22 protein-coding genes, 1 tRNA gene and 1 riboswitch are annotated in these 19,745 nt (G+C 44.6%); of the genes, 16 read left to right on the forward strand and 7 right to left on the reverse strand.

The genetic code is table 11. The features are described 5' to 3' along the window. The first annotated feature begins 132 nt into the window (after nucleotides 1-132). The gene (locus BMW86_RS10050; protein WP_089781411.1) at nucleotides 133-957 is read left to right on the forward strand and encodes a sterol desaturase family protein; all 825 of its coding nucleotides are present in this window, start codon (nucleotides 133-135) and stop codon (nucleotides 955-957) included. A gap of 3 nt (nucleotides 958-960) precedes the next feature. Next, complete coding sequence (locus BMW86_RS10055) at nucleotides 961-1,221, forward strand: hypothetical protein (RefSeq protein WP_089781413.1); 261 nt, start codon at nucleotides 961-963, stop codon at nucleotides 1,219-1,221. Here the strand turns inward: BMW86_RS10055 and BMW86_RS10060 are convergent. Next, nucleotides 1,201-1,698: a lipocalin-like domain-containing protein gene (locus BMW86_RS10060; RefSeq protein WP_089783628.1), complete on the reverse strand. Its 498-nt coding sequence runs from the start codon at nucleotides 1,696-1,698 to the stop codon at nucleotides 1,201-1,203. The two genes, BMW86_RS10055 and BMW86_RS10060, sit on opposite strands and share 21 nt — an antisense overlap. Before the next feature lie 35 nt (nucleotides 1,699-1,733). Beyond that, a riboswitch (TPP riboswitch) is annotated at nucleotides 1,734-1,840 on the forward strand. A 51-nt stretch (nucleotides 1,841-1,891) separates the two neighbouring features. Between BMW86_RS10060 and thiS the strand changes: the two genes are divergently transcribed. The 6 genes from thiS to thiH all read left to right on the forward strand — a co-directional run bounded on the left by thiS (nucleotide 1,892) and on the right by thiH (nucleotide 7,083). After that, nucleotides 1,892-2,095, forward strand: coding sequence for a sulfur carrier protein ThiS (gene thiS, locus BMW86_RS10065; protein ID WP_089781415.1), 204 nt, complete (start codon nucleotides 1,892-1,894; stop codon nucleotides 2,093-2,095). A gap of 79 nt (nucleotides 2,096-2,174) precedes the next feature. Then, nucleotides 2,175-3,965, forward strand: coding sequence for a phosphomethylpyrimidine synthase ThiC (gene thiC / locus BMW86_RS10070; RefSeq protein WP_089781417.1), 1,791 nt, complete (start codon nucleotides 2,175-2,177; stop codon nucleotides 3,963-3,965). A gap of 16 nt (nucleotides 3,966-3,981) precedes the next feature. Then, on the forward strand, nucleotides 3,982-4,587 hold the full coding sequence (locus BMW86_RS10075; protein WP_143056540.1) for a thiamine phosphate synthase: 606 nt from the start codon (nucleotides 3,982-3,984) through the stop codon (nucleotides 4,585-4,587). 1 nt (nucleotide 4,588) lies between these two features. Then, nucleotides 4,589-5,224: a thiamine phosphate synthase gene (locus BMW86_RS10080; protein ID WP_089781420.1), complete on the forward strand. Its 636-nt coding sequence runs from the start codon at nucleotides 4,589-4,591 to the stop codon at nucleotides 5,222-5,224. Then, nucleotides 5,212-5,970 carry a thiazole synthase gene (locus BMW86_RS10085; protein ID WP_089781422.1) on the forward strand — a complete coding sequence of 253 codons (759 nt, stop codon included), beginning with the start codon at nucleotides 5,212-5,214 and terminating at the stop codon, nucleotides 5,968-5,970. The genes BMW86_RS10080 and BMW86_RS10085 overlap by 13 nt, the downstream gene beginning before the upstream one ends. Before the next feature lie 12 nt (nucleotides 5,971-5,982). Then, entirely contained in the window at nucleotides 5,983-7,083 is a 1,101-nt protein-coding gene (gene thiH / locus BMW86_RS10090) for a 2-iminoacetate synthase ThiH (RefSeq protein WP_089781424.1), read from the forward strand. A gap of 199 nt (nucleotides 7,084-7,282) precedes the next feature. On the opposite strand, the gene BMW86_RS10095 is transcribed toward thiH, so the two are convergent. Further along, nucleotides 7,283-7,747 carry a ferritin-like domain-containing protein gene (locus BMW86_RS10095; RefSeq protein WP_089781426.1) on the reverse strand — a complete coding sequence of 155 codons (465 nt, stop codon included), beginning with the start codon at nucleotides 7,745-7,747 and terminating at the stop codon, nucleotides 7,283-7,285. Nucleotides 7,748-8,071: 324 nt separating this feature from the next. Between BMW86_RS10095 and BMW86_RS32485 the strand changes: the two genes are divergently transcribed. From BMW86_RS32485 to BMW86_RS10110, 4 genes are all read left to right on the forward strand, one after another. Continuing rightward, nucleotides 8,072-8,224, forward strand: a complete 153-nt coding sequence (locus BMW86_RS32485) for a lmo0937 family membrane protein (RefSeq protein WP_143056541.1) — start codon at nucleotides 8,072-8,074, stop codon at nucleotides 8,222-8,224. Between the two features lie 298 nt (nucleotides 8,225-8,522). After that, nucleotides 8,523-9,230, forward strand: a complete 708-nt coding sequence (locus BMW86_RS10100) for a ferritin-like domain-containing protein (RefSeq protein ID WP_089781428.1) — start codon at nucleotides 8,523-8,525, stop codon at nucleotides 9,228-9,230. A gap of 28 nt (nucleotides 9,231-9,258) precedes the next feature. Then, complete coding sequence (locus tag BMW86_RS10105; RefSeq protein WP_089781431.1) at nucleotides 9,259-10,059, forward strand: ferritin-like domain-containing protein; 801 nt, start codon at nucleotides 9,259-9,261, stop codon at nucleotides 10,057-10,059. An 88-nt stretch (nucleotides 10,060-10,147) separates the two neighbouring features. Beyond that, nucleotides 10,148-11,245, forward strand: a complete 1,098-nt coding sequence (locus tag BMW86_RS10110; protein ID WP_089781433.1) for an esterase-like activity of phytase family protein — start codon at nucleotides 10,148-10,150, stop codon at nucleotides 11,243-11,245. 175 nt (nucleotides 11,246-11,420) lie between these two features. Here the strand turns inward: BMW86_RS10110 and tmk are convergent, their stop codons facing one another. Together tmk and BMW86_RS10120 are read right to left on the reverse strand one after the other, a co-directional pair. Next, nucleotides 11,421-12,113 carry a dTMP kinase gene (gene tmk, locus BMW86_RS10115; protein ID WP_089781435.1) on the reverse strand — a complete coding sequence of 231 codons (693 nt, stop codon included), beginning with the start codon at nucleotides 12,111-12,113 and terminating at the stop codon, nucleotides 11,421-11,423. A gap of 73 nt (nucleotides 12,114-12,186) precedes the next feature. Continuing rightward, a tRNA-Ile gene (locus BMW86_RS10120) sits at nucleotides 12,187-12,260 on the reverse strand. 132 nt (nucleotides 12,261-12,392) lie between these two features. Between BMW86_RS10120 and BMW86_RS10125 the strand changes: the two genes are divergently transcribed. Next, on the forward strand, nucleotides 12,393-13,007 hold the full coding sequence (locus BMW86_RS10125; protein WP_143056542.1) for an HAD family hydrolase: 615 nt from the start codon (nucleotides 12,393-12,395) through the stop codon (nucleotides 13,005-13,007). A 2-nt stretch (nucleotides 13,008-13,009) separates the two neighbouring features. On the opposite strand, the gene BMW86_RS10130 is transcribed toward BMW86_RS10125, so the two are convergent. From BMW86_RS10130 to BMW86_RS33325, 3 genes are all read right to left on the reverse strand, one after another. Continuing rightward, nucleotides 13,010-13,249 (reverse strand): hypothetical protein, encoded by a 240-nt coding sequence (locus BMW86_RS10130; protein ID WP_089781440.1) that lies wholly within the window; start codon nucleotides 13,247-13,249, stop codon nucleotides 13,010-13,012. 126 nt (nucleotides 13,250-13,375) lie between these two features. After that, nucleotides 13,376-13,735, reverse strand: a complete 360-nt coding sequence (locus tag BMW86_RS10135; RefSeq protein ID WP_089781442.1) for a TM2 domain-containing protein — start codon at nucleotides 13,733-13,735, stop codon at nucleotides 13,376-13,378. Further along, entirely contained in the window at nucleotides 13,732-14,049 is a 318-nt protein-coding gene (locus BMW86_RS33325; protein ID WP_089781444.1) for a DUF2752 domain-containing protein, read from the reverse strand. Before BMW86_RS33325 ends, BMW86_RS10135 begins: the two co-directional genes overlap by 4 nt. A 186-nt stretch (nucleotides 14,050-14,235) precedes the next feature. On the opposite strand from BMW86_RS33325, the gene BMW86_RS10145 reads away from it, so the two are divergent. The 3 genes from BMW86_RS10145 (at nucleotide 14,236) to infB (ending at nucleotide 19,741) form a co-directional block, all read left to right on the forward strand. After that, nucleotides 14,236-14,700 (forward strand): LSm family protein, encoded by a 465-nt coding sequence (locus tag BMW86_RS10145; RefSeq protein WP_089781446.1) that lies wholly within the window; start codon nucleotides 14,236-14,238, stop codon nucleotides 14,698-14,700. Between the two features lie 22 nt (nucleotides 14,701-14,722). Next, nucleotides 14,723-15,976: a transcription termination factor NusA gene (nusA, locus tag BMW86_RS10150; RefSeq protein WP_089781448.1), complete on the forward strand. Its 1,254-nt coding sequence runs from the start codon at nucleotides 14,723-14,725 to the stop codon at nucleotides 15,974-15,976. 126 nt (nucleotides 15,977-16,102) lie between these two features. Beyond that, nucleotides 16,103-19,741 (forward strand): translation initiation factor IF-2, encoded by a 3,639-nt coding sequence (gene infB, locus BMW86_RS10155; protein ID WP_089781450.1) that lies wholly within the window; start codon nucleotides 16,103-16,105, stop codon nucleotides 19,739-19,741. The last annotated feature ends 4 nt before the right edge of the window (nucleotides 19,742-19,745 follow it).

The following is a 19,745-nucleotide window of genomic DNA, read 5'->3' on the forward strand; positions in this document are numbered from 1 at the left end:
GAGGTTGCTTTTTTCTTTTCCAGCAAGCGTTTGAGAGCAAAAAATGTTGTAATTTATCGTAGAAATAAGGGTACGAAAGGACAGTAACGACGTTATTACCCCGTCTTGTTTATCCCGCAAATTAATTCCCGTATGGAAGCGTTTTTTGACAGCATTCCTTCCTGGTATCGTACTGCCATTCTGGTAGGCGGACTTTTATTGCTTTGGATCATAGAAGGCGCTATCCCGCGTTTATCTTTTAAAAGCAACCGCTATCGTCATGCAGGTACGAATCTGTTTTTTACGTTGACTACGGCAATCGTAAATCTCGGCTTTGCATTCCTGATCGTGAAAGCATCTGAATGGACCAGCCGCGAACAGTTTGGCCTGCTATACCTCATACATCTCCCTCTCTGGTTACATTGTATCCTGGCGTTATTAATGCTGGATTTTATCGGTGCCTACCTGGTTCATTTCATCCAGCACAAAATTGGCTGGATGTGGCATTTCCATAAGATTCATCACATAGATACCGCTATAGATGCAACGACAGCTCTCCGACATCATCCGGTAGAAAGTTTCTTCCGCGTAATAGCCCTTTTCTTCGCGATTATTACGATGGGAGTGCCCATCTGGATGGTAATGCTGTATCAGACTTTTTCCGCCTTTATGGCGCAGTTTAACCACGCGAATATCCGTTTGCCCAAATGGCTTGATAATACACTCAGCTGGATCATCGTATCGCCCGATATGCACAAGGTGCATCATAGCCATCACCAACCGGAAACAGACTCTAATTATGCAAATATATTTTCCCTGTGGGATCGACTTTTCGGCACGTTTGTAAAAATAAAGGACACTACGTCTATCCGTTATGGATTGGATGAATACCAGGATGACCGTTATCAGGAGATAGGACCGTTGCTGAAACTGCCATGGGAGAAAAACAAAACCCAGTTTTCTAATTCAAATTCATAGTTTATGCAACAGCACACCACCACCACCAGAAGCACTAAGATTCTCTGCTTCGTATCCATGTTCGCAGGCGTGTTTGCTGCCGTTTACGCTTATGCAGCAAAAACTCCCGGCACTGCCCTTGTATTTGGGATTGCAGCCATACTGATTGGCGGCTTTTCCGTTATAAAAGCCCGCAGAAGTACTGAAGATATGCAGGTAGCTACTGCCGGTATATTCATGGCCGTAGTAGCCTGCGCGGTAGCATTATGGCAGATGTATAATTGATTTTCTGTATTGTTCCCGGTATCCGGGAACAGCCTTGATCGGGAATAACACCAGTGAGGTGTCTGTCAGCGACTTAATGATCGTGGTATCTATAGTCGCTGCAGAGTCCTTGCTATGTACTCCTTCGGCATGGTTCCACAGCAGTAATGTATCATGCTGTAGTAACCATTTGTCATATACAAGAGAGTAAGTGTTGATAGAAACAGCTTTCCCGTTTTTCTTCAGGAGAAAGCCCTGCATTTCGTCATCCAGCCCCGGCACCGGTTGTAACCATTTACCCACCAACTGGGCCGCATTATAAGTAACCGTATCCGTTGTTGCAATGATTGCAACAGAATCCGTAATCTGCATTGATGTACTGTCCGGCACATCGATCAGGCTGCTGTCCCTGGATGTGATGGTAGACGCTGGTCCGGAAGATGGCTCACACGCATATAGGATAATGAGTGATGCAGCCAGCACAATGCATTTTTTCATAGCTTCAAAGATATGGACTTTTTCCCCTACCTTTACGCTCACTTTAGGGGTGTTTTCCGGAAATAAATCACCGGGAAGCTGAGATGAGACCCTCAGACCTGACGCAGTTCATACTGCCGTAGGGAAAAGTAACTGAACTCTCACATCTTTTACCATCCTTAAAGTTTATTGTTTCACTTAAATTTCTGTAAACATGGAAGTGCATGTAAACAATAAACTTTATGCGGTGCAGCCTGGTATAACCATCGCTGCTCTCTTACAGTTTATTCAATTACCATCAGACAAAGGCATTGCTATTGCCATTAACAGCCAGGTTGTACCCAAGGCTACCTGGCAGCAACAAACGCTGCAAAGCGCAGATAGTATAACTATTATACGCGCTACACAGGGAGGGTAAATTCATCTCCACATTTCACCTTTTTGATTGTACGGCTTGATGTCGTCAGGAATCTTATTGCCTTATTTAAAACTAATTTATGCAGCCCATTTCGCGTGCGCCATTTACCGGCTCAAAAAAGATCTATGTTAATGGCGTAGCCATGAGAGAGATAACGCTTACTCCTACACGCCCGCATGGCACTGAAGGAGAAATGCCTAATGCTCCCGTTGTAGTGTATGATACCAGTGGTCCTTACACCGACCCCGAGATTGAAATTGATGTTCGCAAAGGCTTACCCCGCCTGCGTGAGAACTGGATTAAAGACCGTAATGATGTGGACCAGCTGACAGCTGTTACCTCTGTATACGGACAGGAAAGACTGGCAGATACCCGTTTGGATGCCTTACGCTTTTCGTATTTGCATTCTCCGATGAAAGCGAAAAAAGGCAGTAATGTTACCCAGTTACATTATGCCCGCAAAGGTATTATCACTCCGGAAATGGAATACATCGCCATTCGTGAGAACCAATGTGTGGAGCAGTTGATGAAAGATGATCCGCTATGGCACCAGCATAAAGGACATTCTTTTGGCGCTAATACACCTGTTAAATTTATTACGCCGGAATTTGTACGGGAGGAAGTTGCTTCCGGCCGTGCGATTATTCCTGCGAATATTAATCACCCGGAAAGTGAGCCGATGATTATCGGCCGTAACTTCCTCGTGAAGATCAATGCCAACATCGGTAACTCTGCGGTATCTTCCAGCATAGAGGAAGAAGTGGAAAAAGCAGTATGGTCCTGCCGCTGGGGAGCCGATACCATCATGGACCTCAGTACAGGAAAACATATTCATGAAACAAGAGAATGGATTATCCGTAACTCTCCTGTGCCTATTGGTACCGTTCCTATTTACCAGGCTTTAGAAAAAGTAAACGGTAAAGCGGAAGCCCTCACCTGGGAGATCTTCAGAGATACCCTGATAGAACAGGCAGAGCAGGGTGTAGATTATTTTACGATTCATGCCGGCGTGCTTTTACGTTATGTTCCCTTAACTGCCACCCGTACTACCGGTATCGTTTCCCGCGGTGGTTCCATCATGGCTAAATGGTGCCTGTCTCATCATAAAGAGAATTTCCTGTACACACACTTCGAAGAAATCTGTGAGATAATGAAAGCGTATGATGTAGCGTTTTCATTAGGTGATGGATTACGTCCGGGTTGTATCGCAGATGCGAATGACGCGGCTCAGTTTGCCGAACTGGAAACACTGGGAGAATTAACACAGATAGCCTGGAAACATGATATACAGGTGATGATAGAAGGGCCGGGACATGTACCCATGCATCTTATCAAAGCCAATATGGAGAAACAATTACAGCATTGCAGTGAAGCACCTTTTTATACACTGGGGCCATTAACCACTGATATCGCTCCGGGGTATGACCATATCACTTCTGCGATCGGTGCTGCGATGATAGGCTGGTTTGGTACGGCTATGCTTTGTTATGTAACACCCAAAGAACACCTGGGCCTGCCCAATAAAGAAGATGTACGTCAGGGAGTAATTGCCTATAAAATAGCCGCACATGCGGCGGATCTTGCCAAAGGGCATCCGGGTGCGCAACACCGTGATAACGCATTGAGTAAAGCCCGCTTTGAGTTCCGCTGGGAAGATCAGTTCAATTTGTCGCTGGACCCTGAAACCGCCCGTTCTTACCATGATGAAACACTGCCGGCAGAAGGCGCGAAAATTGCACACTTCTGTTCTATGTGCGGCCCTCATTTCTGTTCTATGAAAATAACACAGGAAGTAAGAGAATACGCAGCGTCCGGTATGGCTGCACAGGCGGCGGCCTTTAACGAGCAGGGCGGAGAAGTGTATTTCTAAATCAAATTCTAAAGCTTTGATACAGATCATCACTCATATGCAAAACATTCCCGGTGAAACAGTCATCTGGCAACAGCTACTGGAAGAAGGGGCAGACAGCATCCTCGTGCGTAAACCAGGCTGGCAGGAAGCCGATTATGAGCAGTTGTTATCACAGGCAGATCCTATCTGTTATCCCAGATTGATGATAGCAGAACATGCTGTTTTGTGTGAACGCTATGGCTTGCAGGGCCTGCATTTCGGAGAAGCTGCCAGGGGAAATATTACAGAAGAGGACATCTGTCGTTATCAGCAAATGGGATGGTCATTAAGTACCAGTATTCATAGCGCTGAAACATTGCAGGTGGCCAGTAATAACTGGAGTAATCTGCTGTTAAGTCCTGTGTTTGACAGCATTTCCAAGAAAGGTTATACTGCTGCTTTTGATGAAAGTTTCCGGCTGGATAAAGATGGTTTCAAAGGGAATGTGCTGGCGTTGGGTGGCGTGAATGATACCACCGCCGGTAAAGCCCGCAGTATGCTGTTTGATGGTATCGCACTGCTGGGTGCCCTATGGGAAAAACCGGAGAGGGCTATAGAAGAGTTTTGCCGTATCAGGGATATCTGGAGAAAAATTAATTAACATGATCAGTTCATTACAATACATATCGCAGCCCATGCACCTGGAGAACATTCAGGCGGCCTGCGAAGCGGGTTGCCGCTGGGTACAGCTACGAATTAAACATGCACCTGAAAGTATTATCGCCAGCGAGGCATTGTTAGCCAAAGCTATCTGTGCAGATTACGGCGCTACACTTATTATCAACGATTTTCCGCATATAGCAAAGGCCGTAGGCGCGGATGGTGTTCATGTTGGCAAGAATGATATGACAGTCGCTGAGGCCAGAAAAATAATGGGCAGTGAAGCTATAGTAGGCGGCACGGCTAACACCCTGGAAGATATTCTGCAACATGTGCAGGACGGAGCTACCTATGTTGGTGTGGGGCCTTACCGTTTCACTACAACCAAGCAAAAGCTAAGTCCTATCCTGGGCCTGGAAGGCATCTATGTTATTATGCGGAAACTGAAAGCCCTGAACATTGATATTCCTATTATCGCTATTGGTGGTATTCTGGCAGCGGATATACCGGACCTGATGCGTACCGGCATTCATGGTATTGCCATCAGCGGATTGCTTACACATGCGACAGATAAAAAGCAACTGGTGTCTGCTATCATGAATAATATCCAATTAAATTCCCTGTCATGCAACCTTTAATTATAGCCGGTCACACCTTTACATCCCGCCTTTTTACCGGCACAGGCAAATTTGCTTCACTGCCAGTCATGGAAGAGGCGCTGCGTGCCTCTGGTACAGAACTCGTAACCGTCGCGTTAAAAAGGGTAGACCTGCACAATGAGGCTGATGATATGTTACAGCATCTGCCATTCCGGTTGTTGCCCAACACCTCTGGTGTACGTACAGCTAAAGAGGCCATATATGCGGCACAGCTTGCCCGTGAAGCCATGGAAACAAACTGGATCAAACTGGAAATACATCCCGATCCCCGCTATCTGTTACCAGACCCTATAGAAACGCTTGCAGCGGCAGAAGCACTGGTTAAAATGGGCTTTGTGGTATTGCCTTACATACATGCAGATCCTGTGTTGTGCAAACGACTGGAAGCAGTTGGTACGGCAGCGGTGATGCCGCTCGGATCACCTATTGGCAGTAACAAGGGATTAAAGACAGCAGATTTCCTGGAGATCATTATAGAGCAGAGTAATATTCCGGTAGTGATAGATGCAGGCATTGGCAGCCCTTCAGAGGCCGCCAGAGCCCTTGAGATGGGTGCGGATGCTGTGTTGGTCAACACCGCTATTGCCGTGTCTAAAAACCCCGTATTAATGGCAGAAGCATTTAAGCTGGCAGTTATTGCGGGGAGATTGGCCTATGAGGCCGGGCTTGCACCTGCTCATAAAGAGGCCATTGCGTCCAGTCCGCTTATCGGTTTTTTAGATTAAATCATCCATCTTATGTCAGGTTTCAAAAACATTTTTGATCAATATAACTGGGACCAGGTAAAAGAAAGCATTTACGCTAAAACGGCTACAGATGTGGAACAGGCATTACATGCCCGCAAACGTAACCTGGAAGATTTTAAAGCATTGCTGTCTCCGGCCGCGCTTCCTTACCTGGGACCAATGGCACAGCTGAGCCGGCAACTGACACAGCAACGCTTTGGTAACACTATGCAATTGTATATCCCGCTATACCTCAGTAACGAGTGTCAGAACATCTGCACTTACTGCGGATTTAGCCTGGATAATAAGATCCAGCGGAAAACACTGGCCCCGGCAGAGATACTCCAGGAAGTAGCTGCGATAAAGAAAATGGGATACGATCATGTGCTGCTGGTAACAGGAGAGGCAAGTCAGACTGTTGGTCTGGATTACTTCAAACAGGCGCTGGAACTCATCCGTCCTCACTTTGCCAGTATTTCCATGGAAGTACAGCCTATGGATGAGACTGAATACGCAGCACTTATTCCCCTGGGATTACATGCAGTACTGGTATATCAGGAAACCTACCACCGGGAAGATTACAAATTGCATCATCCTAAAGGACGCAAATCAAACTTTGATTACCGGCTGGAAACGCCCGACAGATTGGGCCGGGCCGGGGTGCATAAAATAGGGCTGGGGGTATTAATAGGACTGGAAGACTGGCGTACAGACAGTTTCTTTACAGCGCTTCATCTACAGTATTTAGAAAGAACTTACTGGCAAACAAAATACAGCCTTTCCTTTCCCAGGTTACGCCCATGTTCAGGAGGGCTCCCACCTAAGGTTGTCATGAACGACCGGGAACTGGTGCAGCTTATTTGTGCTTATCGTTTACTGGACCAGGAAGTAGAACTCAGCTTATCTACCCGGGAGAATGAAACATTCCGGGACAATGTTGTAAAGCTGGGCATCACAGCTATCAGCGCGGGTTCCAGGACTAATCCAGGAGGCTATGCCGCCGATACATCTTCCCTGGAACAATTTGAAATTTCAGATGAAAGGAACGCAGCAGATATTGCCATTATGCTCAGGAAACAGGGATACGAGCCTGTGTGGAAAGACTGGTTTTAGAAAGATCTTCATCTTTAAATACAGACAGCCCCACAATGTGGGGCTGTCCATTTACCTAAATCCATTACTGAAATGTTACTTATAAACATAAGTAGCCGCTTAATCTTCATTTCAAATGTAAGCAGCCCATCCTGAACAACAGGAACTCCCCACTATTATGAACAAAAAGAACAGGCTTATCAGTAATGAACAAATGAATTTAATTTTGAACTACTTTTTCAAGATCTCTATATGTCTTAATTGTATCATGAGAACTTTTCAGTGCACCCTTCTGGTTTGCGATCATTTCACGAACGCTGTAAGGCATCGAGATATCAGATCGTAAAGCATCTTCATATGTTCTTTGTGCTGCATCCTCCCCATATTCACAGGCAGCCAGGATAGCGTAGCGGTTTTTTCCGGTAAAGGTCGCTCTTACACCCATCCAGGTACGGTATAATCTTCCGTAAACTGTCGTATTCCTTTCTTCGCCACTTCCTCCTTTTAGTAATTCTTCGTTCAGCTGATTTATATATACAGTACTTTCTTCTGTCATTCGTTGAAACAATGCTTTCAGATCAACATCATCTGTCTGCTCCATGGCTTTTCTATATCCTTCGATGCGGTCATTATTGATCTTTACAAGATCACTCAGGGCTTCCATCAATTTTTCGTTGTGTTGCATGGGTGTTAAAATTTTATGCAGTGATAAATGAAACTGGTTCCTGGGGGAAAACTGTTCCTTAATATAAGTCTTCTTTTATGATTTCAAAAATGTGTCCAGTTAGTAAACACCTTTATCCAACAATGGTTTACTGAACTAAGTAAACAATATTAATACCCCTTCTGGGGAATACCTTCCCCAAATCTACTTCATAACGCTGTGACCAGATTGCTTGTTACCGGCGGGCTTTAATACTTGTAATTAGCGGCTGTAGCAGATTATCTCTTCCTGCCGGTTTATCTGGCATAGATTTTTAAATACTATTTGTAACCAAATCTTTTTGATATGAACGGCTTACTTTATTTAATCGCAGTTATTCTGATTATCGGATGGGTTTTGGGCGTGTTTGTTTACTCCGCAGGTGGCTTGATCCATGCACTGCTTGTATTGGCTATCATCGCTATTCTTGTAAATATTATACGTGGAAGGGCACTATAATTATTGTAGCCCCCAAAGCTCTTTTTTTACGGATAATGAATCATCGTTTATGAATGATAAACGATGATCCATTATCCGTACTCATATATACCATTCTTTAAAACCCTTACCTATAGCGAGCTCTCAATTAAAAGTATTTCAACGTTTTTAAAACCATAAGAATTTACTCCCCGTATATGAACTACAGAAAGCCTGTCATCACACCCAAAGTGTAACCCTGGTTTTTGCTATCGCGTAGCTCTAAACATTACGTTTTTATAGTCTGAAAAACTTTTAGTTCACTCTAAACTCTTTCATTATGTTCATACGGAAAACCCGTACTGCAACCAGTAATGGTCAGCAGGAAGGTATTGCCATGCCTAACGTGCATCGCCGTACATTTCTTAAATACGCAGGTATGGGTACTGCCATACTTTCTGCAGGAGCCGCATTAAACAGCTGCTCAAAAGATAATACGGATGGTTCTGGTGTAAGCCTTGGTAGTGGCGATACTTCAGTATTAAATTACGCATATGCATTAGAACAGCTGGAAGCAGCATTCTACATACAGGTCATCGCTACTCCTTATGCAGGCATGAGTACCGCAGAAGGGATTATTCTTACAGATATCCGTAATCATGAAATCGCTCACCGCGAATTCTTCAAAGCTGCACTGGGTGCAAATGCAATCGCATCCCTGGAAGTAAATTTCACTTCTATCGATTTCACCAGCAGAGATAAAGTACTGGCAACAGCGATGGCTTTTGAAGATCTGGGGGTAAGCGCCTACAACGGTGCAGGCCAGTATATTACACTGCCAGCCTATCTTGGATTTGCAGGTAAAATTGTGTCTGTGGAAGCACGTCACGCTGCTGTTATCCGTGATCTGATCACTGCTGGTTCATTTGCAGACAGCACTGCTGTTGATGCACAAGGGCTGGACAAAGCAAGATCTCCATTGGATGTTTTTGGTATTGCCAGTACTTATATCAAAACACAGATCAACGTAAATACACTGCCCCACTAGTTACTTCACATTTTTAAAATCTTACAATATGGACCTGCAAAATATTCTTACAGCCATAGAGAAAACGGATCCGGAAATTTACGAACGTCTGGATACGCGCAGAAGTGCAATGAAAAGTTTTGCCAATGTTGGTAAAGTGCTTGCGCTGTCTGCGATTCCTCTTGCATTAAGCAGTATGTTTAAAAAGGCTTACGGCCGTACTCCTGCCGATGTATTATCAGTATTACAGTTTGCGCTTTTACTGGAACATCTGGAATCAGGATTTTATACTGAAGCCATTACACATACATCATTGTTCGATGCAGCCGGACTTGCTGCATTTACAACGATCTCCAATCATGAGGCTGCACACGTAACATTGCTTACGCAAACGATTCAGGCATTGGGAGGTACACCTGATCCTGCGCCTACATTTGATTATACAGCAGATGGAACCTTTCCTTCAGTATTCAGCAGTTACAGTACGCTGTTAGCCATAGCACAGGGTTTTGAAGATACCGGCGTAAGAGCATACAAAGGCCAGGCTGCTAACTTACAGGAAAATAAAACCGTTCTTACTGTTGCATTACAGATTCACTCTGTAGAAGCCCGTCACGCTGCTCATATCCGTAGAATGAGAGGACAGAAAGGATGGATTACCGGTAAGGCAACTGATATTTCTGCTATTCAGGCTACCTATAATGGAGAAGAGGTAGAAGCACAGGGAGGTGTTACCATTACCGGTATTGCTTCACAGGTAGATGCTAACGCCGCGACTGAATCCTTCGACGAACCACTGGACAGAGCAGCAGTAACAGCGATTGTTAGTCCTTTCATTGTAACAGTCTGATTAATATAGCCGTTCATAAGTAATACAAAGCATCTGAGGGGTGCTTTGTATTACTTACATTTGCAGCAGGTAATTAACATCTGCTTGTATGAAAAAATATTGGCTGTTATGCATGCTGTTTGCCGGATGCAGCATTGCACATAAAACAACAACTCCTGTTGTTTCAAAACTCAGGTTGATACACAAATACATTGTACCTCATAATCTTCCTTTTAATGGTACAACCATTGGTGGATTATCAGGTATCGATTATGATACTGCACAACAGGTATACTACCTCATTTGCGATGATCGTTCAGAAAAACAATCCGCCAGATTTTATACCGCTCAGTTAACAACAGACAGTGTCCGCTTTACAGGCGTTACTTCATTACGTATGCCGGACGGTAACGTATATCCTGCTACGAAAAATATGGCACCAGATCCTGAAGCGATGCGTTATAATCCGCATACCGGTCATCTTATCTGGAGTAGTGAAGGAGAAAGAATTGTAGACAAAGACACTATATTGAAAGATCCTGCTGTGTACGAGATCAGCAAAGACGGACGATTTTTAGATTCTTTTGCTATCCCTTCCCGGTTTCATATGCAGGCAACCGCCGCAGGACCACGCCGTAATGGTACATTCGAAGGACTTGGCTTTACACCCGACGGGCGTTACATGTTTGTAAACCTGGAAGAACCCCGTTATGAAGATGGCCCGCGTGCAGGATTTACAGATACAACGGCCTATATCCGTATTCTCAAGTACGATCTGCAAAGTCGTAAACCAGTAGCGCAATATGCGTATAAATTAGATCCGGTAGCACAACATCCTGTACCCGCAGATAAGTTTTACATCAATGGTATTTCAGATATTCTTGTATTATCAGCTTACCGGTTGCTGATTATAGAGCGGTCTTTTTCTACAGGCATTAAAGATTGTACTATCAGATTGTTTGTTGCCAGTCTGGATAAGGCTACTGATGTAAGCGACATTAATTCTTTACAGGAAGTAAAAACCTTTACGCCTGTCAGCAAAAAACAGTTATTTAATTTTGAAAGTCTGCATACCTATATAGACAATATAGAAGGAATGACTTTTGGACCACGTCTTCCCAATGGTCACAGGAGTATGATTTTTGTAGCAGATAATAATTTTTCTGCGCAGGAAGAGACGCAGTTTTATCTATTTGAGGTGGAGTGATAATGTTTTTTTATCTATCTCTGATACCATATACACCTAAATTGGTATCAAGGAAAGTTTATGCTAAATTGTTATTACAAAAGAGTATCTCAAATAATCTATGCCAACGATTATATTTTATATCCTATGAGAACCTTTTTATTTCATTTTTCATTTGTCGTAAACGTCACTTCCCTCAAATAATCTTCTCAATATTCGAAATGATCTCAGCATGAATATCCGCAATGGGTTTCATCTGCTTATCTTCATTATAACAGGTAATCTTTGTAATGGTATTATCTGTATTTACCAGCACATCGTATTCATGTTTTACTGCCAGCTGCAGGGAAAAATCCTTTTCATGGATATCATCCTTTCCATTTAAATATTTTCTTTCCTCTCCGGAACGTCTTTCGGTGAGTGCTTTTTCTGTAAATGCAAAGGGGACGTCCAGATAAAAAGACAGGTCGGGTTTAGGGATCTGGTTATGTTCATATTCAAACATATTGATCCATTCCCTTAATTCCTGTTTCTCATTTTCGGATGTCAGCTTGGCACACTGAAAAGCTATATTTGATAACACGTACCTGTCTACCAGTACCACATGACCACTTTGCTGCCATTCATTGATGGTTTTAGCAAATGCCTTTCTGTCTTCCGCAAAGAGCAGTGCTACCAGTTGTGGGTGTACCTGTTTCACATCACCGAATTCTCCGCGCAGGAATTTTGCGATCAGTTCTCCGAACACGCCTTCCTGGCTTCTGGGGAAATGAACAAACCTTGTTTCAATACCACGGGCATTGAAATAATCTGTCAGTAATGCGATTTGTGTAGACTTGCCGGCGCCATCCAGGCCTTCAACAGCAAAGAATTTGCTTTTTATCTGCATGTGGTTATGATCATTTAACGAACAGACAAAAAAAGGCCATCTCAAAGAAAGAGACGGCCTCGTTGTTTCTGTGTGGTCCCACCTGGGCATGATCCAGGGACCCCCTGATTATGAGTCAGGTGCTCTAACCAACTGAGCTATAGGACCTGTTCTTTGCAGAACGAATATATTGAAACTTTTTGTGGGTACCCTTTTCAGGGGAGGGCAAAATTAATTATTTTTTATTCAATTATCCAACTGATTTATATTTTTTTCTTTGAGACTGCTAAATTTGCACCCATGAAAGGCATTAAGCACATTATTTTCGATCTGGGTGGAGTGATCCTGAACATCAATTACCAGCTCACTTACAATGCATTTGCGGAATTGGGCGTAAAAGATTTTACCAGCCTGTATAACCAGTTTACGTTATCCAATTTATTTGGAGATCTTGAAACGGGTAAGATTGGAAAGGAGGATTTTCTCACAGCCATGCAGCAACATGCGCCCGAAGGAACAACGGACCAGCAGATCATAGATGCCTGGAATGCGATGCTGCTGGATTTTCCGTTGCGTCGTTTACAGATCTTACAGCAACTGCGTCAGCATTACGGATTGTACCTGCTTAGTAATACGAATGCTATCCATATGGATGCATTTAATAACATCCTGCAGCAAAGCAGAAGTATTCCATCACTGGCAGACTTTTTTGATAAAGTGTATTATTCGAACCTGATTGGTCTCCGGAAGCCGGAGAAGGAGGCGTACCAGCTGGTACTGGAAGAGAATGGACTACAACCTTCCGAAACGTTATTTATTGACGATACCTTGCCAAATATAGAGGGAGCAAAACTGGTTGGACTGGAAACAATTCACCTGGTGCCGCCTAAAACTATTGCGGATATTTTCAGATAAGACTATTTGATCTCTTCAAAATCGAGATAGTCGCTTTTATCTGTTTTTTTGGCAGATGTCTGCGGGCGCTGAGTTTCCTGCTGTGCCTGTTGCTGTTCCTGATATTGCTGACGCATACGGTCCTGGATATCTCCCATCTGACGGCGAACCTGTTTGGTAGACTGATATACCGGTACGATGAAATCAAATATGAGCTTGTACAGCAGCCAGAATATAAATGTGTAAAAGATAATCTTAAGCATACCGCAAATGTAGGAGTTAATCGGCTATCAGGGCCGGAAACCGGTTTGATTTTAGGTTTTCTTTAACAAGGATTTCGTTGAGATCAATTGCATACATATAAACAATGTATGCAATTGATCAACCTGTTAAAAGTCTTTTAGTCCCAGTAAGGCAGCAGACGCTATGGCCTCCTTCTTATTATACTCCCATGTAAGTTTGCGGTGATTAACGGCATCTACGATGGTGCCTATAAAGCAGAATCCCAGGGTGAAGAGGAATAGGATCCCCATTCCGATCTGCTTTAAGAGAAAACGCTGGATGCCTGCAGGTCCTATCAGGCCAATGAGAGAACAGATCAGGATGGTTTGTGGGTCCTGCCGGCGACCCTGATAGATAGACAGGAAGCGCCTGGTGTTTTCTTCAGAGTAGTTTTTGGTAAGTTCCTGCAGCCACATTAATTCTTCCGAATCAATGCCGGGTAACATAGCAAAAGAGAAATCTGTCATGTGATGTTGTTTTTTAGTTCAGAAATAGTTTGTACCTGTAATTTCCCCAGCTGGAAGGTTCTATATGTTAACATGCCTACGGCAAATGGACCTAAGGGATGGCTTTTAAAAGAGGCGATCCACTGTCCGTGAAGCAGGTAATTGATAGAATGTCCCATTCCGCAGCCCGGACACCAGGGAATTCCCAGGTGTTTCAACAAACAAAAACTTTGAGCGCCCGAAGCTTGTGGATTCATGAAATATAATAGCACTAACGCCGTTGGCCATATGAACAACTCTATATGAAGGTGTTGTATGTATCTTTTAATTTGCATGTTACTTGCGCGGGCGTGAATTTATTAAAATCTTTTACAATCTGTATAGGTCGGGGGTTTGGATATATTAAATTATTTCGTACAAGTTAAAGAAATAGTTTTTGGATTAAAATAAATTCCTAATTTTGCATGTAGGAAAATGATTCAATTGAAGGGGACTGGACTGTCCCCTTCTCGTTTTTTTATATGGCAAATGAACATGTTTTAATAAACATCCGGGACCTGGCAGCCGAAATGCTGGCACCCTACCCGGAATATTTTGTGGTAGACGTGCGGATAAAACCCACTAATAATATAAAGCTTTTTGTAGATGGCGACAATGGTGTGCCAGTAGAGAAGCTTGTAGCCTTCAACCGCAACTTATACCCCAGACTGGAAGGTGCAAACCTTTTCCCTGACAATGATTTCTCCCTGGAAGTTTCCTCTCCCGGATTAGACGAGCCGCTTAAACTCCACCGTCAGTATCTTAAGAATATTGGCCGGAAGGTAGCTGTGACGCTGCTGAACAATACGGAGAAGGAGGGTACGCTGCTGGCAGCTACTGAAGAGAAGATCACAATTGAGGAAACAGTGGGCAAGAAGAAAGAGAAAGTAACAACAGAAATTAATTTAAGCGAAATAAAGCACACCATGGTGTGCATCGTGTTTTAAAATATAATAATATAATCGAAACATGGCAAGTATTAACCTGATTGAGTCATTCACGGAGTTTAAGGAGGCGGAAAACATTGACCGCCCAACCTTGATGAAGGTATTGGAAGATGTGTTTAAAACGCTTCTTCGTAAGAAGTATGGCTCTGATGAGAATTTTGACGTGATTGTAAATACTGAGAAGGGTGACCTGGAGATTTTACGCCGCAGGACAATTGTGACTGATGGAGAAGTGGAAGACGATAATGCCCAGATAGCTTATTCTGAAGCCATTTTAGTAGAACCAGATTACCAGGTTGGTGAAGATCTGTACGAAGAAGTGGAAATCATGGATTTCGGCCGCAGAGCCATACTGGCTGCTAAGCAAACACTTTCTGCCCGTATCGGAGATCTGAAAAAGAACATCCTGGTTAAAAAATACGCAGACAGAGTAGGTGAAATTGTAACCGGTGAAGTTTATCAGGTTTGGAAAAAAGAAGTTTTATTGCTTGATGATGAAAGGAATGAGTTAATTTTACCTAAATCTGAACAAATTCCTACCGATTATTTCAAGAAAGGGGAAAATGTAAGAGCAGTAGTGAAGAAGGTGGAAATGAAAAACAACGCACCACTCATCATACTCTCCCGCACCCATCCTACCTTCCTGGCGAAATTGCTGGAAATTGAGGTTCCCGAGATCTTTGACGGCCTTATTGTAATCAAGAAAATTGTACGCGAACCCGGAGAAAGAGCCAAAGTGGCTGTGGAATCCTATGATGACCGCATAGACCCTGTTGGGGCCTGCGTTGGTATGAAAGGAAGCCGCATCCATGGTATCGTAAGGGAATTGCGTAACGAAAACATAGATATCATCAACTATACCGCTAACATCCAATTGCTGATACAGCGCGCCTTAACGCCTGCAAGAATCAGCCGCATGGAAGTGGATAATGATAATAAGTATGCTTCTGTTTACCTTAAGGCAGACCAGGTATCCCTGGCTATCGGAAAAAAAGGTGTAAATATTAAACTGGCCTGCGAATTGACAGGATATGAAATAGATGTGTTCCGCGATGAAGAACAGGAACAAACAGAATTTGATATTGACCTGGAAGAATTCTCTGATGAGATTGAAGAGTGGGTGCTGGATGAACTAAAACGCATTGGTTGCGACACCGCGCGTAGTGTGCTGGACCTTACAGTAGAAGAACTGGTTCGCCGTTCTGATCTGGAAGAAGAAACAGTAAAAGATATTAGAAGAATACTACAGGAAGAATTTGATAAGGATAAAGAGTAAGACCACACCGCAACTTCCCCAGGATGTGGGCTTACTTGACAGGAAATATTTTTTAGTTATTGTTAATTGTTAAAAAACGGAGTCCTGTTAGCTAACAGGAAAAATGGGGAGGCCCGAGATTACAATATGCCTGAAGTAACAAACAACACGCCACGACTGCTGGCTGCAGCCAAGGAGTTCAATATTGGTAAGGAAACACTAATTGATTTTCTTGCTAATAAAGGCTATGATATGGGGGGCTTTGGTTCACCCAATGCACGCCTGACTTCTCAGATGTATGTAGCCCTGCAATCTGAATTCCAGCAGGATAAGGCTAATAAACGCAAAAGCGATCAGATAGCCTTGCCTAAAGGAAGTGTGTTAGATGCAATGAAGAAGAAGGAAAAGGAAGAAGCAGAGGCAGCAGCGGCTAAAAAGAAGGAAACTTCCTCAAAAGAGGAGCCCACATCCCCGGCAGCAGTGGAACCAAAACCTGAGCCTAAACCAGAACCAAAGCCTGAGCCTAAACCAGCGCCTAAATCCGAACCAAAAGCGGAGCCTAAGCCTGAACCAAAGCCCGAGCCTAAACCGGAACCGGTAGTGGCAGCAGTAGTTACCCCTCCTGTTGTTAAAACAGAAGAGGTAAAGAAAGAACCACCTGCTCCGAAGCCCCCTGTTGTTGAGAAAACCCCTGTAGTAGTTCCTGCACAACCGGAAAGCCCGGAAGTCACTAAAACAGATGCTCCAAGGATTAATGGCCCCAAAGTGGTTGCCACTATTGATCTGGATGCCCTTAATAATAAGCACAAAAAAACACCTCCTCCGGTTGCCAAGAAACAGGAACAGGAAGAAAAACCCGTTGCTAAACAACCGGAAACACCTGTAACTCCTGTGGCTCCTATAGCCCCTGTTGCTCCCGTAGCACCTGTGGCAAAAGAAAAAGAACCCGTTAAGGAACCAGTTGTTGTGCCGCCTGTACAACCAACACGCCCCGTAGAAGCAGCAAAACCTGCCGAACCGGAAGTTGTGAAACCTGTACAGCCCATCCAAACAGAAAAAGTTATTGCACCTGTTGCTGAAAAACCAGCTGTTAAAGCGGTTGAAGACAAACAGGCGCCGGTAGCTGAAAAAACAGCCGTCGCTCAGGATAAAACAAAAGAACCGGTACCTGCGAAAGAACCCGCACAAAAACCGGCCGCACAGCATATGGAGGAAGTTGCAGCAGCAATTGCATCAGACCAGGATGATAATGGTGGAAACGCCGTTATAGAAAACATACAGGCAGAAAAACTGACCGGACCAAAAGTCATCGGTAAAATCGATCTGCCCGTTCATACCGAAAGACATACCCGCGACAACAAAGGAAATAACAATAATTTCAATCGCGGCGGTGGCGGTAACAACAACAATAATAACAATGACCGCGATGACAAACGCAAACGCAAGCGTATCATCGTAGAAAAGAAACCAGAACCTGTCTCTCCAAATGAGGGCGGTGCCGGTAATAAAGGCGGTCATGAAGGTGGTGGCAACCGTGGTCCGGGTAACCGTGACTTTAACCGCGATCGTGATCATAACAGACCTGCGGGTGCTGGTGGGAACCGCGGCGGTGGTAACAATGCCAATGCCGGCGGCGATGCAAATAAACCTGCAGGACCAAGCAGACCACATGCTGCACCTAACCGTGATGGCAGACCAGGTGGTAACAGACCGGGTGGACCAGGCGGCCATCAGGGCGGTGGTAACAGACCGGGTGGTGGTGCTGGCGGTAACCGTGGCGGTGGAGCCGGTGGCAACAGACCAGGTGGTTTTGGTAACAGACCTGCTGTAGGCGCTGGTGGTACTTATGGCAACCGCGACAACAGAAGACCTGAGGATAAAGAAATAGATAAGAACGAAATTCAGAATAAGATCAAAGAAACCATGGCCAAAATGACCGGCGGTGGTGGACGTGGTAAAAATACTAAAGCCAAACAACGCCGTGATAAACGTCATGAGCTCGCAGAGCAAATGGCTAATCAGGGTACTGAAGGCAACAAACTCCAGGTTACAGAATTCGTTTCTGTAAGTGAACTGGCCAACCTGATGGACGTGAGCTTCGCAGAAGTAATCTCCAAATGTATGGGCCTCGGAATCATGGTATCTATCAACCAACGCCTTGATGCGGAAGTAATAGAACTGGTATCCGGAGAGTTTGGTTACGAAGTTGAATTCATCGGTGTAGATGATGCAGACGAAATGGATGAAGAGGAAGTAGTGGATAACGAGGAAGATCTGGTACCAAGAGCGCCTATTGTGACCATCATGGGTCACGTAGACCATGGTAAGACCTCCTTGCTTGACTATATCCGTAGCGCAAACGTGGTGTCCGGTGAAGCAGGGGGTATTACCCAGCACATCGGTGCCTACCAGGTAACTACCGCTACAGGAAAACGCCTCACCTTCCTGGATACACCGGGTCACGAAGCCTTCACTGCGATGCGTGCTCGTGGTGCCAAAGTAGCGGATATCGCCATCATCGTAATTGCTGCAGATGATGCGATCATGCCACAGACGAAAGAAGCGATCTCCCACTCACAGGCAGCGGGTCTGCCTATGGTGTTTGCTATTAACAAGATAGATAAGGAAGGCGCTAATCCTGAAAAGATTAAAGAACAGCTGGCTGGTATGAACCTGCTGGTAGAAGACTGGGGTGGTAAATACCAGAGCCAGGAAATTTCTGCCAAGAGCGGTTTCAACATAGACATCCTGCTGGAAAAAATATTGCTGGAAGCTGAATTACTGGAACTGAAAGCTAATCCTAACAGAGAAGGCTCCGGTAGCGTAATTGAAGCATCACTGGATAAAGGTCGTGGTTATGTAGCCACCCTGCTGGTACAGGCTGGCACTCTTCATCAGGGCGATACCATCGCTTCCGGATCTCACTTCGGTAAGATCAAGGCGATGTTCAATGAACGCGGTCAGCGCGTAGAATCCGCCGGGCCATCCGCACCTGTACAGGTACTGGGTCTGAACGGTGCACCGCAGGCTGGTGAGAAGTTCAGAATGTATGAAGATGAATCCGAAGCGAAGGAAATGGCTACCCGCCGTGCGCAGATCATCCGCGAACAGGGTATCCGTACCAAGAAACACATTACGCTGGATGAAATCGGACGTCGTCTTGCACTGGGTAACTTCAAACAGCTGAACCTGATCATCAAGGGTGACTTTGATGGTTCTGTGGAAGCATTGAGCGATTCCCTGCAGAAACTGTCTTCCGAAGAAATTGCAGTGAGCGTGGTGCACAAAGCAGTGGGTCAGATCACAGAATCCGATGTATTGCTGGCTACCGCTTCAGATGCGATCATTGTGGGCTTCCAGGTGCGTCCGTCTTCACAGGCATCCAAACTGGCAGAGAAAGAGAATATCGAGATCCGTACCTACTCCATCATCTACGATGCTATCGATGAGCTGAAGAGCGCGATGGAAGGTATGCTTGAACCTAAGATCGAGAAGAAGGTTATTGCCAACGTAGAGGTGCGCGAAACTTATCGCTTCGACAAGGTTACCGTTGCAGGTTGCTTTGTGCTGGATGGTAAGATAGCACGTAACACCCGTGTGAACCTGGTACGTGATGGTATAGTAATCTACACCGGCGAACTGGGATCTCTGAAACGCTACAAGGAAGATGTGAAAGAAGTTGCCGCCAACATGGAATGCGGTCTGAGTATCCGAAACTACAGCGACCTCCACGTAGGCGATATAGTAGAAGGATTCGAAGAAGTAGAAGTAAAGAGAACGTTATAATACA

Origin of the sequence: Chitinophaga sp. YR573 (genome assembly GCF_900110995.1) — a bacterium.
GTDB lineage: Bacteria > Bacteroidota > Bacteroidia > Chitinophagales > Chitinophagaceae > Chitinophaga.